Below are 14881 nucleotides of genomic sequence, written 5' to 3' on the forward strand. Positions count from 1 at the left end.
CTTGTAAACGCTTTTCATATTCCTTATTATAACAGAAAAACTCAGCCGAAACTGAGTTTTAGTTAAAACCATAAATTCTTTTCGCGATTTTATAGACGGCATTGGAAATTTTTCGACCTGGGTAACCGTAAAGGTTGGTTAATTGCCCGAGTAACCCTTTTCGAACGATTTTAAATAGAGCTGGATTATTATCCCGAATATAGTGCCAGAGTTCCTGCTTTTTCATCATGTGTTCAGCTGTTCCAGCACGATTGAGAAGAGCACAGGAGATAATGGTCGTAATCTCCACATGGTTGAGCAAATAACTTCGTAAATCAGGATTGTCAATGGCCTCCAAGTCTAAATTATCTACCAAGATTCGATTGACTTTTAACTGCTGGTCAATGCGCTTAATCATGACGGATTCATTGACAGACTGGTCATTTCGCCCAATAAAGTAACGATAAAAATCTACTGGCAGATAGAACATAGTTTTCACAGCCTGCAAAGGAGTAAATACGAAAATATTATCCACATAAAAAGTATGCTCTGGTAGAACGAGACCAACCTCCCTTAACAAATCTGTCCTGTAAATCAAGGAATGCATCATCATGTATTGACCCTTAGAAAAGGCACCTACATCCTCCCAGCCAAAAATCCGATTTTCTGGTAAAACATCCTGATAAGACATGGATTTTTTACGAGATTGCCCCTCTTTTTCATAAACAAAGTTGGAGATAAAGGCATCAACTGGCGTATTTTCATCTTCTAAAGCCTGCAAACTCTCTAGGATCTTCAAATAGGCCCTAGTATCGACCCAGTCATCTGAATCTACAACTTTAAAGTACTTACCCTTAGCCTCACGTATCCCTGTATTAACCGCTCCGCCATGACCCTTATTCTCTTGATAAATAGCTCGTACATTCGAAAATTGATTAGCAAGTTCCTCTGCAATTTCCTGAGTCCGATCAGTCGAACCATCGTTAATAATCAGAATTTCAACCTTGTCCCCACCCATTACAAGGGAATGAACACAGTAATGAAGGTAGGCTTCCGAATTATAGCTCGGTATGGCAATGCTTAGTAAGGTCATCTTTCTCTCCATTTGACACAATTTGTTACTATTTTATCACATTTTCAGGAAAGTTGCTTTTGATATTTTCTTTTTGCTTGATAGGCTCTCCATAGTTGGCCTAAGCCCTTGAAAAAATGACCATTGACAATGATTAGAATCCCTTCCACCATCGGTAAATCGAGCATGTCTCCTGTCATCTTAGCTATAGCCCTAAATGGCATATTATAAAGGAATAACAGGTTCAAATCAGGAGTCCCTTTCTGCTCTGCTTTTTTCAGTAAGCCAGCCAATAGTTTATGCACGCCACGTGCCAACCCACTCTTCGCAAATTGGAGTTTCAAAACTGGGTCGTTCAGGCTCAGTTCTTGACCAATTTTCCAGGCTTCTTCTGGAACTGGACGTCCAAGCAATTGTTCAAAATCCTGCGATGAGACAGCCTGCACTTGGGCTGTCAGATAAGTCGGAATCTGTTCTGAAGCAGGAAATTGGTCTACAGTGCCTTCTCGGGTAATCTCGCCAACTAAGCGAATATCCTGACTACTTGCACCTACATACAAGAGATAATTTCCAGCCTCTACTTCAAATTGGCCTGTCTCTTTATTAAAATAACGGAACGTATAGTCCTCAAAAGGAATAAAAATCTGTTTGGACTCGCCTGCTTTTACATATACTTTTTTAAAGCCTTTTAACTCCTTTGCAGGGCGGTAAATCTGACTATCTTCTTTGCCTACGTACAATTGGACAATTTCAGCACCATCAACCAGACCAGTATTTGTAATAGTGACTGTGACTCCTAATTCGGTCACATCCAATTGACTGTAAGAAAAGTCTGTGTAGGACAATCCATAACCAAAGGGATACTTGACAGCCTTGTCAAGGCTTGTAAAGTAACGGTAGCCTACATAGAGAGCTTCCTTATAGAGGGCAAAATCGCCTTCCGCTGGATAGTCATCCGAAGATGGAACATCTGCAAGATTAATAAGATAGGTTTCGCTTAGTTTTCCTGATGGATTGACACGTCCTGTCAAGGTATCTAACATGGCTCTGGCACCAGCTTCTCCTGATAGATAGCCGTGAAGAACCGCATCTACATCCACATCCCAATTCATATCCACAACTGAGCCTGCTGATAGGACAACAACGATTTTTTTACCTGTCCCTACCAAGGCATTCAGTAAGGATAACTGGTTTTTAGGGAGACTTATATGATGACGATCCAAGCCCTCACTTTCACTCATTTCATCTAGCCCCATATAGTAAAGAACAAGTTCCGCTTGGTTTGCAAGATTGACAGCCCTGTCAACTAACACCCTGTCTTCTTTATCTACACGTTGATAGCCTTGTTCGTAACCAATGACATTTAATGGATAATCTGCGATGCAATCCACTGTTTTATCTAATTGTCTTGTATTGATTAAAGAAGAACCTGCTCCCTGATAGCGAGGATTTTGGGCAAATTCTCCGATGAGAGCTATTTTTGTCTCACTAGATAAGGGCAAGATCTGATCCTTATTTTTTAATAGCACAATGCTCTCAGTGGCAGCCTGACGGGCCAATTCATGTTGTTCAGAATAATCTACAGATCGTTTTTCAGCATGAGCTAACTCTAAAACTACATCAATCAGCTCATCCACGCGCTCATTCAATACCTGCTCGGACAGACGACCTGACTGAATAGCGTCAATAATTTCCTTTTGACCGACCTTTTTAGTACCTGGCATTTCCAAATGACTACCATTTTCAACACCGAGAACATGGTCATTAGAACCTCCCCAATCCGATACGACAAAACCTGTAAAGCCCCATTCATCACGTAGAATGTCACGCAAGAGGCGCTTGTCTTCATTAGCATAGACGCCGTTTATTTTGTTATAGGCAGACATGATTGCCTTTGGATTTCCTTCACGCACCGCAATCTCAAATCCTGTCAGATATAGCTCTCTCAGTGTACGCTCATCTACAATGGAGTCTGAAGCCATACGGCGCAATTCCTGACTGTTTACAGCTAAATGCTTAGGCGTTGCCGCAACACCTTGCGACTGCATCCCCCGAATCATTGCGGCCGCCAGTTTTCCCGCTTGATATGGATCTTCTGAATAATACTCAAAGTTTCGACCACATAAGGGACTGCGCTTAATATTAAGCCCCGGCCCCAAAATGACATTGACACCCAAGCTATTTGCTTCTGCGCCAAGACCTTGTCCGACCCGTTCAACCAGTTCCACATCCCAAGAATTTGCTAAGGTAGCAGCTGTCGGGAAGCAGGTGGCAGGAACAGAAGCGTTCAGCCCTAAGTGATCTCCTTCGCCTTCTTGCTTGCGAATACCATGTGGTCCATCAGACAAAAAGATAGATGGAATTCCTTTTTCAGGGTAATCCTTAGTTTCCCAAACAGATTTTCCAGACATGAGTGCAGCTTTTTCTTCCAACGTTAAACGATTAATAATCTCCTGATGCTTCATCATCTTTTCCTCATTCTATTTCTTTATCACTATCATATCAGACTACACAAGCAATTAAAACGCTTTCTTCATAATCTGTATGATTTTGGACATAATCTGCTATGAAAACATCTCCCCAGAAAATACTAGGGAGATTGCTCCTATTACTTCTTATACTCAATGAAAATCAAAATCAGGCTAGCTCCAACAGTCTGAGAATAGGCTGTTGGAGGTGGGAGATAGGACGAACCTAGTTCGTTTCGATATGAGCAGATAGAACTCTGTCGCTTTATTATTGTCAAGCGACAGGCTGGAAACCTCCACTGGAGCTTTCCACTCATCAAATCAAGTCAACAACGGCTGAGTTTGATTTTCGAAGAGTATTATTTCATGATTACAAACTTCATCATTGGATAGTTGACAGCCACTTGAACGAAAATATTGACCCAGTTGGCCGCTGTCTGTGCCCAGCCCAAGCTCAAGCCCCAAGATGTAAAGAGTTGAGTGGTGTAAGGCGGCAGCACGATGGACAAAATTCCTGCAACGACAACAGTCAAGATATACCAATGGAGGGTTTTGGAAATATCATTTTCTGCTCCAAAGACCAACTTCCTTTGGACGATATAGTTGACAACCTGCGCTGCTATATAAGCCAAGAGGAAGGAGAGAAAGCCGTTCAAACCGCCATTTTCTACGGAATAATGAAAGATAAACCAATCAAATGGCTGACTTGACAGGGCTGTAAAGAGGAAATTAGTTGACAACCAAAGGACACAGAAGTTTGTAATGGTTGCAATGTTTGATAACACATTAAACTTGATAAACTCCCACAAATCTGGGTGTTTGACAATCCATTCTTGCATACGGTCTCCTTGAAAGACAATGGGAAAAGCCCCCTTGTTATGCTACTTCTTTTTCTTATTTTTTCTTACCTGTCAACTTAACGAGTCCAAGACCTGTCAAGCCGATAAGGGCAATATTACTTGCTACCAATACAACAATCCACCATTTAGTTTTTGGTTTGTAGATGTCAAAGGCTGCAGAATGAGCAACGGTGTACAAGATGTTCTTACTTGCTTGACGAAGTGCTGCAACACCTTCTTCAGTACCTGTTGAGGATGCTGTTGGTACATCCCCTACTGGTGTCAACATGAGGTCGCCACCGTTACGGATAGCTTGGTCTGGACTCATGTAGTCTTGACCATCATAGTCTGTGATAACCATACCGCGGAAGCCCCACTCGTCACGAAGAACTGTATTCAAGAGGTCTCCGTTACCGCCTGCCCAAAGGGTGCCGATACGGTTAAAGGATGACATAATAGCAGTCGCTCCACCTTCTTTGACAGGAATTTCAAAGGCTTTCAGATAGATTTCACGTATTGCTTGTTCATTTGACCATGTTGCAACACCTTCTCGGTTATCTTCTTGGTCATTGAGGGCAAAGTGTTTGGTAAAAGTATAGACACCATTTTCAAGAGCTTTTGCTACCAGTGAGCTTGCCATTTTACCTGAAATCAGTGGGTCTTCTGAATAGTACTCGAAGTTACGGCCTGAGAATGGTGAGCGGTGGATGTTCACTGCAGGGGCATATAGACCAACAATACCGTGTGCCAATGCCTCTTTAGCAAAAGCATCACCCATTTCTTCTGCCAAGTCTGTGTTCCAAGTAGAAGCAACGACAACCTCTGAGTTGTATTGAATACCTTTGATACCTTGGAAGATACCGTTGATACCAGCAGGTCCGTCCAAGTCAACAACAGCTGGTTTATCGATTGATTTGACTGCTCCTGTTGCATAACCACCAAAGCCAACCAAGTTGACCATTTCATCAACAGACATTTGAGCAACTAGTTGTTCCCAACGCTCATCATCATAGTCTGCACCAATCAAATCAACCAAACGAAGTCCATTGCCTTCTGTTGTCACAGTGTCAATTGGTGTTTCAGATGATTCGTCAATGCGGAAGTTTGCGTTGTTAATTTCTGTAGCAATTTGCTCACTTGCTTCTTTGTCTTTTGTGCGTTCGGTTGGCAAAGTACCGTCCCAATCCGCACGGGTTACATAGTTGATATCGCCCACAGCATATTCAAAGGCGTTGGTTACTTCAGCCTTATCAGATGAACGTTGTTTCAAGACTTCTTTGCTATCAACTGTGTAGGTTTCTGAATCCAAGACATCATGCGCATTGTTCATGAGTTTGATTTCATAGTCACCTTTATCCAAGACATAGGCTTTTTCTGTCTTTTCGTCGTAAGATGCCATATCATCACGGTCGAAGGAAATGGTTAATTCTTCGCTCTTACCTGGTTCAAGCACTTCTGTCTTATCAAAACCAGCCAAGACCACGTGAGATTTTTCAACACCACCTTCCGTATATGGAGCTGTGTAATAGATTTGTGCTACTTCTTTACCAGCCACATCTCCAGTGTTGGTTACCTTGACATTGACCTCAATCTTGTCACCCTTTTCTTTCATGCTAGTGATTTCTTGGTCAAAGTTAGTATAGCTCAAACCGTAACCAAATGGGTATTGAACAACCTTGTCATAGGCCGATTCATCCACTTGACCAGTCGCATTGTCAACAAAACGTGTTTCATAATAGCGGTAGCCCAAGTAAATGCCTTCTTGGTAGTTGACGAATTTGTAATTGAAGATTTGTGGCTCTTTTGCTCCCCATGGAGTTTTTTCATAGGTGATATTGGAATAAGAGAAGTCACCTGTATTCCAGTAGGTTGGGTTGCTTTCCAAGTCGTAGGCGTAGGTATCGACCAAGCGACCAGATGGGTTGACCTCCCCTGCCAAGATATTGGCTACACCAGTCAAGCCGGTTGAGCCAGGACCACCAATCCATAGAGCTGCATCGACACCTGCATCTTCCAAAAATCCAAGCTCCATAGCATTTGAAGAGTTGACTAAGACAACAACCTTATCAAAGTTTTCGGTTACAGTTTTCAACATGGCTTTTTCAACTTCTTGAAGTTCAAGGTAGTGCTTGTCCTTGTCACCTTGTTGGTATTCTGCCATGTTTTGTGGAAGGTCTGCACCTTCACCACCATTACGAGAAATGACTACCAAGGCTGTATCTGAAAAGTTCTTCGCGTTTGTTAGCAGTTCCTCTGAGTATTTGTCTTGAGTTGGCTCGTAGATATTGTAATCTCCACCATTGAGAGAGAAAATATTCGTCCCTTCTTTTTCTGGAAGGTTTTCTGTGTAGAAATCCGTCAGTTCGCTGTTGACTTCAAAACCTGCATTTTCAAGACCTTGTTGCAGATTGATGTTTTTGGACTCATCTGCAGCACCTGAACCAGATCCTCCGTAAGTAATGGCTACAGAAGAAATGCCAAAGACATTGACCTTGGATGATTTTTCAAGTGGTAGGGTCTTATTCTTGTTTTCAAGCAAGACAGTGCCTTCTTCTTGAATGGTCGTTACCAAGGACTTAGAAACTTCTTCTGCATCAGCAATTTTAGCAGCATCTGCATAAGACGGCGCAAAATAGGTGTCGATCACATTGACAAACATATTGACAGCATAGTTAGCTCCAACGATAATGATACTCAAGAGAGCCAAGAGGCCAAAGCCCAACTTTTTCTTCTTGCTAGAGAGGGATTTTTCCTTCACTACGCGATAAATCGCAAATCCCAATAAGCCAAGGACAACTACAGCAGAACAGATAAATACTGTTTTTGCAATCCCGACCGCATCCCATGATTGATAGCTACTTGGATAGCTATCTGCATAGACTATTTTTCCTGATAGCAGAGCTCCTGCTAGGCTCAAGAGAGCCCCTTTCTTTTTCCAAGTCTTCATAAGACTTCCTCCTAAACGTTTCGGCTTTCATGTAAGCCTTTTCTTTTTCTTGAGTCCACTATATCAATTAACATACTTAATGAAAACCCTTTCTTCATAATCTGTCATTTAACCTTCATAATTTGTAAATTGACAAGAATAATCCTACTCTTGCTATTTTATCGTTTGATTTTCTAAAATATAGCTAACAATTTCATTTTAATTTTGATATACTGATAGAAAATAAAAGGGGTGCTTTATGAAAATCGCGATTGTAGAAGATCAAAAAATTGAGCAAGATAGATTGTCCAACTACATCAAAACCTACTGCCAAAAAGCTGGGATTGCAGTGGAAATCAGCTGTTTTAATGACGGTCTCCATATCACTAGTGACTATCAAAAACAATTTGACCTGATTTACCTAGATGTTGAGATGGAAATTATGGACGGGATGACCACCGCTCAAAAAATTCGGTCTGTGGACAAAGAGGTTCTATTAGTATTTGTGACCAATCATTCTCACGTAGCGATTCAAGGGTATTCAGTTGAAGCTATTGATTTTCTGCTCAAGCCACTGAGTTCTTTTGTCTTTGAGGAACATTTTAAAAAAATTCTTAGAAAATTACCCGATAGCGAAGAGAAACAAAGTTTATATATTAAAAGCAAGCAGTCCACCGTAAAACTCTATCAAGAAGATATTGTTTACCTAGAAAGTCAAGGACATCAGGTTTACATCTACACAGTTGACGGTGGCCTAACGATTACCCATAATAGTCTCAAGAATCTCGAAGCCATGTTAGACAGTAAAGTGTTTGTACGAGCCCATTCAGCTTATATCATCAATCTTTCCCACGTTCAAAAAGTGGAAGGTAGCCTAGTTTACGTCACAAATACAGCCTTGCCGATTAGCCGCCCAAGGAAAAAAGAATTTATGACAGCTCTAACCAACTTCATCGGAGATAGCCTACTATGATCAATTTCCCTGATATTCCACGTTTCTATACTGCACTAACAGAAAGCTTGGCCTGCCTACTGGTATGTTCCTCACTTGTTTTGTCTGAAAAATGGTCACGCAAACAGTTCCGCATCCTCCTGATTTTCCTCATACAAATCTTACTTCAACTAGCGGCTGGCAAACTCCCCTTGCTCTTTTGGACTGTGGGAATGGGCATCAATATCGCTTGGATGCTTGTTTCCATTCGATTTCTTGGAGTTATCCACAAGAGGACTAGTCTCTATTTGACAGCAAAAGCCTTTATCATTGCCGAATTAGTAGCCTCCATTACTTGGCATCTCTACTGTTTGACGATTTATCACCAGCCTGTGGATAACTTGTGGACACAGGGGTTATTTCTGTTGATAACTTCTCTACTTTCTTACTGGCTCATCTATCTACAAGATAAAAAGGTTCACTTAGAAGAATTGGATAAATTCATTGAGCAGCGAGATGTGACGGTAGCCGTCTTTACAACCTTATCTATATTTGTTCTTAGTAATATTGGTTTTATCCTCTCAGGCACGCGCCAATTTCAAGACTCGACCAGCATTTTCATTCTTAGGACAACCGTCAATCTCTCTGGTCTTCTGCTCCTATTCACCCAAGAATCTCAACAATACGATCGCTATTTACGACAGGAATTGACTTCTATCAATAATATGTTCCAACTTCAATACAAGCAATATCAAGCCTATCGTGAAAACAGTGAGATTCTTGACCGTAAGGTCCATGATTTAAAGCATCAACTGACCATCATTCAGCAAGAATCGGATAAAACAAAAAAGGAGCAATACCTGGAGGAAATGAGCGAGGTGATCCAGACCCTTGATGCCAAGATTGAAACAGGAAATCCCGTTCTAGATACCATTCTCAGCCAGAAAAATTATTACTGTTTGCAAAATGGAATCAACTTTACCTGTATTGTTCAGGGAGAGCCCCTTCATTTTATGGATGTAATGGATATTTCAGCTCTGTTTGGAAATGCCATTGACAATGCCATCGAGGCTGTTGAAAAAATAGATAACCCTGAACAACGCTTGATTACTTTAAAGGTTGCCAGCCATCAGCAATTTCTCATCATTCGATTAGACAACTACGATACTTCTTCACTAGACTTATCCACAGGACAGCTCCCTGAAACCTCAAAAACAAACAAGGACTACCATGGATTCGGTCTTAAGAGTATGGAGTATGTTGCCAATAAATACGGTGGCAGTCTCACACTTAGCAAGGAAGATAATTGGGTTCAACTAAAAATCATTCTCCCTTTACAAGCATAGAAAAATCCCGTTTAAAGGCGGGATTTTCTTTCTATTCGTCATTTAGAAACCGTCACTTGCTCCACATCTCGACTTTGACTCCGTTTTATAATCACATCAAGATAATCAGCCAAGAAACTTCTCGGTGATGCCGCTTGCAAGGTCTGATAGGCTTGGCTTGGAAATACCGTCTCATCAAGCCAAGTCTGATTCAATTTTTCTCCTGAAAAATAAGCACGATTGGCTGGCATGATAAAGTGTGAAATAGCATCCGCTGTCTCGCCATCATACCACCGTTCATCGTTCAACACATTGTGGACCATGATGTCACTGATATTGTCAAAGACGGTTTGTAAGTACTTTACGTGATTCTGCAAATTTGGATCACTAGGTTGGTGCTCTTCTGCCCACGAAGCCATATCAAGTTGAGTTTTTTGATAGCGAATGCTTGTATCATCAAGGCTCAATTGGCCGATAACAGCTGGGTAAATAGAAAATGCTCCATTGACCACTTCAGTATAGCTGACTTGCCCCAAGTCTTCTTCAACAATATTCTGAGAATGAGTGTGTCCCGAAAAACCAAATTGAATGCCATATTGATTGAACAAGGCCTTCAAATCGGCAGCATTATCCAAAGTATAGCCTTTTGAGAGCATGGCATGCTGTTGCAAGACATTGTGATGGACAACAGGTATCAAGCTCACTCCAGCTTCCTTGGCTGCCTGAAGCTGTACATTTATCCAATCCAAGGTCTCTTTTTTGATACGTCCATTGGTTGGAGGAGCTCCTTTGCCGTAGCCGTCAGAGTAGATGTTGCTATCTATCATCAGAAACCAAGCATTGGAAAATGGCTTGCCCAGATAGCTCAATGAGGCTTGATCACGACTGCTGGCTTGTTGATAGCCATGATTGTCAAATATATCTGAAAATTGCTGGGCGGTGACCTGATCCGTCACTATCTGCTGGTCTCCCTTAAAGACCCTAGCCCAGCCACTGGCAATATCATGGTTGCCAGTAATGACCAAAACCTCCGTTCCTTTTTCTTCAATCTGGGTAAAATACTGCGCCAAGTCAACCATGCTCTGCTTTTCACCATTGAGAGTCAAATCCCCACTGACTAGTAACAAGGATGGTTGCTCACGCTCAACCTGCTCAACCAAGGCCTCCATCCGCTCTTTTCCATAACGTAAATCCTTGCCAGCAGCTGTTTTTTCGATATAAGAAAAAGCCTCTCCATCATCAAATAAATCCTGTGATAAATAATGCAAATCTGTGATAATCCAAATTTTATCTTGGTCTCTTAATTCAGCCTCGACATAGGATTGCTGACGCTGGCCAGTAATAGCAGACCAAATCAAAACAATGGCTGCAATAGCTCCTAACAATAATACTATTTTCTTCTTCATACCTTAAAAGTATATCATCTTATACTCATTTAAAATCAAAAATATCCACCTACCACTCAAAGTGGATATGGAGCGTTTCGATTTTGTTATTTTTTTAGAAGAAAACAGCTACTTGAAATCCACAATCCTCAACTCAAACTTATAAATTAAGGTTTCACATGTTATAAGTAGCTTAGACTTGCTATTTTTGATTTTTATTGAGTATTAGATGAATGACGACAATACAAAAAGAGGAGTTAGACTGTAGCCAACCCCTCATATTAAAATTTATTTCTTAGCAAATCCAGCTGCTTGTTCACCAGCCTGACGACCAAATACGATGATGTCTGCTACAGCATTACCACCAATACGGTTTTGACCATGAACACCACCAGTTACTTCACCAGCAGCATAAAGACCAGAAATTGCTGAACCATCTGTTTTCAATACTTCAGTATTGGTATTGATTTTCACACCACCCATTGTATGGTGAACACCAGGTGCAACTTTAATCGCGTGGTAAGAACCAGTATTCAAAGCATGGTCCATACCTGATGTACGACCAAATGCCGCATCATTCTTATCTGCTACAGCCTTGTTCCAAGTATCAAACGTTGTTTGAAGTGTATCCGCAGGTAGGTCAATTTCTTTAGCCAAATCTGCAAGTGTAGCACCCGTTTTTACAAGACCTTTTTCTTCGTATTGAGCAATAGCTTTCACACGATCTTTCAAGGCATCATCAAAGATAACATAAGCATAGTTTGGATCCAAACTATTGATAGCCGCAGAAACTTTATCACGAGTTTCCAATTCGTTAACAAAACGCTCACCTTTTGAGTTGACAAGGATAGCACCTTCGCCACGAACTGCTTCTGTAATCAAGTAAGAAGTTTCTTGCTCAACACTTGGGTGAATTTGGATTTGTTCCATATCAACAGTTGCTGCACCTTCTGATTCAGCAAGTGCAATACCGTCACCTGTTGAACCTTCTTGGTTAGTTGTAACATAACCTTTCAATGCTGGGTTTAATTTAGCAACCATTTCCAAATCAGCACCGAAACCACCAGTCGCCAATACAACTGCTTTAGCTGAGATTTTCTTAGTTTCACCAGCAATCTTCACTTCAACACCTGTCACAGCCCCATCCTTGTCTTGGAGTTTTTTAACATCTGCATTGACAAAAATTGGTACTTTACGTTCAACAAGATTGTGGTAAAGACCATTTACTAAGTAGCCACCAACAGCTGAACCATCTGCTGGACGGTGGGTACGTTTCTCACTCATACCACCAGTTGTAGTAAGGTTGCTAAGAGTAATTCCCATTCCATCCAACCAGTCAATTGCACTAGCAGAGTTATCTACAAGATAACGAAGTAATTCAGGACTATTTGTTCCCTTACCGCCTTTAAGTGTTTCTTCATAGAACTTATCGTTTGTATCAGCAATACCTTCCGCTTCTTGGAATTTAGTCTGTGAAGCATTCATACCAGCTGATGATTTAGCCGTATTACCACCGATAACAGGCATTTTTTCCAAGAGAGCAACACTAGCGCCAGCATCTTTAGCTGATATAGCTGCCGACATCCCTGCACCACCTGAACCAACTACGATAACATCATAGCTATCTTTCAACTCAGATGGATCTGTATAAACTTTCTCAGATGCACCTGAAACAGCTTCTTCTGATGAAGAAGAAGTCGTAGATGATGAAGACGTAGCTGTCTTTTCAGACTTACCTCCACACGCCACTAAAAACAAAACAGCAAGTAGACTCATCAACAAGCCTAACCAAGCTTTCTTTTTCATATAAACCTCCAATTTTTATCTGATATTAGTATTATACAAGATTGTGAAATGTTTTTCAATTTGTTTTGAAATATTTTCACAAACATGAACAAAAAAATGTATGATATCCGCTTCATACATTCTTAAAACTATTTACTGCCCTTGAAGAGCTAAAAAATTCTCTATTTCGGATAGCGTTGCTTGGCTCCCTTTACGGAGTATTCCAGATAATTTACCTGATTTATAGTAGGTTAAGCTAGGAACCGTAGCAAGACCTTGACTCTGTCGAAATTGTTGTATTTTTCCATTCGGATCCGACTCGCTATCCAAATAGTAGATAGTCGCACGTGATCGCTCTACTGCCTCTGTTAATTTCGGAACAAAATCACGACAATAAGGGCATGTCTCACGACCTATGTATAATATAAATTCTTCCTCGTCTTGGACCTTTTGCTCCACTTCATCTATCGAAATAGCCTGGTAACTCTTTACAGCCTTCACATAGTCTGATTCATTTGGCGTAGCCGCTGATTGAGATAGAAAGAAGGCCCCACCTACGACCAAAATAGCTAATAGCACTAGTAAAAAATACTTACGCCACATAATCCCTCCTCAAATACAGACAAAAAGCCCTTGTAAATAGGGCTTTTAAAATATCGATACAAATCTTAGAGCATTTTGTTGTATAGTAAAAACCGCTTAACTTTATATGTCTTTAAAGCTCCTAAACGCTTGTTATAATAAGGTTTTATAAAAAATAGCATGACTTTTTACAGTCTTTGAAACTCCTTAAAAGTTCGCCAAAAGGGGAGCAAAAAAGCTACCAAAGTACCCCCAAAAAATAACCCAAACAGTTCAAATTATGAGTTCAGCAGGCAGGACTAGCGTAGTGATCAGCTACGCTTTTTTTGATTGCTGATAAGTGTATTATACCATGAAAGCACGGGCTTATATTCGGTTATCTTCACAATTGGTTGGCCAACTCTACCAAAGCTGTTCGTATTATTCTATAACAAGCACTTTCTGAACATTGTAATTCATCACTGATTTTATAAATTTCATAGTGTAATACATAGTAGCAACGAAGTGCCGTTCTTTGCATTGGATCATCCAATATATCAATTAGTTTAGTTAATCTATTCCGTTCCTCCACTCTAGCTTTTAATTTCTTGGTAAGCTCATCTTTAAGTTCGACTGTATTAATAATATTGTTAGCCATATTATTCACTTTTGATACTTGAACCTTGGTATTTGCGAAACTTGAACGCTGGAATAAACCTTCCTCAATGTATTGAAGTTCAAAGTTTAATTGCTTAATTTCAAAATCCAAACCTCTGATTTTTTTCAGTTGCCTTTTTAACTCTTTTACATCCATAATTTACCTCCGTTTGTTATAATATAAATAACAATTCTATTTCAAACGGGGTCAGCCACAGGCTGGCTTTTTTTCATCGCTCAATTGTTTCAACAACATTCAAAACAAAATCAGGGTCATGGATTTCAAAACCGTTCACAACATATCTTCCTGAATAAGCCCAGTTTTTTTCATTGGCCAAGTATTGCTCTTTAAAAAGAGTATAGTAAGTTTTCCAATCCTTGTTTTTACGTGCTTTATCCATTCGTTTTTTATATGGATCAGTATATTCCGGTCTAGTTAGTTTTTGAGCTTTCTTGTTAGTAAATGACTTCCTAGATATTAACTTTTGCGCCTTTTGTTTCAGGCGTCTTTCTTTCATTAATCTACGCTGGCGTTCTTTCTTTGCAATCTCTCGACACCCGTCACTACAGTACTTTGCAACATTTGAAGCAGTTTCAAAACACTTTCCGCATTCAGAACAATATCTAACATACTCAGCCAATAGTTTCTCCTCCTAATTCCATTTGCTAACGCGAAAAAAAATGTACAGTGACGGCGTGAAGGGCCGCCTAGGCGGCAGGGAGGGTGATACCCAATGTCATTAAGTTAAGCATTTAAGTAGCTAAAGAAACTATTCCCGTCTGAGCAGTTCATGACAAAACGGGAATAGTTTTTGTATTTAGGGCACACAAAAAGGAGGTTTTTTAACCCTATTTTTCAACTATTATGTTACTCTATAAGTGAAGCTTACAGGTACCTTGCTTTTTATCTTTCTTTGGAACGTTCGATTGGGTCGGATGATGGATAAATGTTT

11 protein-coding genes are annotated in these 14881 nt (G+C 40.4%); 2 read left to right on the forward strand and 9 right to left on the reverse strand.

Going from position 1 to position 14881, the window contains the following annotated elements; all coding sequences use genetic code 11:
- Nucleotides 1–58: 58 nt before the first annotated feature.
- From ODU37_RS02575 to ODU37_RS02590, 4 genes are all read right to left on the reverse strand, one after another.
- Nucleotides 59–1072 carry a glycosyltransferase family 2 protein gene (locus ODU37_RS02575; protein ID WP_029173768.1) on the reverse strand — a complete coding sequence of 338 codons (1014 nt, stop codon included), beginning with the start codon at nt 1070–1072 and terminating at the stop codon, nt 59–61.
- A gap of 44 nt (nt 1073–1116) precedes the next feature.
- Nucleotides 1117–3516: a glycoside hydrolase family 3 C-terminal domain-containing protein gene (locus ODU37_RS02580; RefSeq protein ID WP_105159065.1), complete on the reverse strand. Its 2400-nt coding sequence runs from the start codon at nt 3514–3516 to the stop codon at nt 1117–1119.
- 362 nt (nt 3517–3878) lie between these two features.
- A complete protein-coding gene (locus ODU37_RS02585; RefSeq protein WP_249562315.1) occupies nt 3879–4358 on the reverse strand; it encodes a GtrA family protein in 480 nt (159 codons plus the stop codon).
- A 55-nt stretch (nt 4359–4413) separates the two neighbouring features.
- Nucleotides 4414–7305: a glycoside hydrolase family 3 protein gene (locus ODU37_RS02590; RefSeq protein ID WP_105159066.1), complete on the reverse strand. Its 2892-nt coding sequence runs from the start codon at nt 7303–7305 to the stop codon at nt 4414–4416.
- Between the two features lie 238 nt (nt 7306–7543).
- Here ODU37_RS02590 and ODU37_RS02595 point away from each other — a divergent pair, with 238 nt between their 5' ends.
- Entirely contained in the window at nt 7544–8257 is a 714-nt protein-coding gene (locus tag ODU37_RS02595) for a LytTR family DNA-binding domain-containing protein (RefSeq protein WP_105159067.1), read from the forward strand.
- Nucleotides 8254–9561, forward strand: a complete 1308-nt coding sequence (locus ODU37_RS02600) for a sensor histidine kinase (protein ID WP_105159068.1) — start codon at nt 8254–8256, stop codon at nt 9559–9561. The genes ODU37_RS02595 and ODU37_RS02600 overlap by 4 nt, the downstream gene beginning before the upstream one ends.
- Nucleotides 9562–9599: 38 nt before the next feature.
- Here ODU37_RS02600 and ODU37_RS02605 read toward each other — a convergent pair whose 3' ends face one another.
- The 5 genes from ODU37_RS02605 to ODU37_RS02625 form a co-directional block, all read right to left on the reverse strand.
- Complete coding sequence (locus ODU37_RS02605) at nt 9600–10946, reverse strand: metallophosphoesterase (RefSeq protein WP_398580413.1); 1347 nt, start codon at nt 10944–10946, stop codon at nt 9600–9602.
- A 267-nt stretch (nt 10947–11213) separates the two neighbouring features.
- Entirely contained in the window at nt 11214–12731 is a 1518-nt protein-coding gene (locus ODU37_RS02610; RefSeq protein ID WP_105159070.1) for a flavocytochrome c, read from the reverse strand.
- Between the two features lie 132 nt (nt 12732–12863).
- A complete protein-coding gene (locus ODU37_RS02615) occupies nt 12864–13313 on the reverse strand; it encodes a thiol reductase thioredoxin (protein ID WP_002936148.1) in 450 nt (149 codons plus the stop codon).
- A gap of 361 nt (nt 13314–13674) precedes the next feature.
- Entirely contained in the window at nt 13675–14085 is a 411-nt protein-coding gene (locus ODU37_RS02620) for a DUF1492 domain-containing protein (RefSeq protein WP_024400800.1), read from the reverse strand.
- Nucleotides 14086–14158: 73 nt separating this feature from the next.
- Nucleotides 14159–14569, reverse strand: coding sequence for a hypothetical protein (locus ODU37_RS02625; protein ID WP_044753749.1), 411 nt, complete (start codon nt 14567–14569; stop codon nt 14159–14161).
- Nucleotides 14570–14881 lie beyond the last annotated feature (312 nt).

This window comes from Streptococcus sp. 2021WUSS109, from assembly GCF_044427305.1.
GTDB lineage: Bacteria > Bacillota > Bacilli > Lactobacillales > Streptococcaceae > Streptococcus > Streptococcus suis.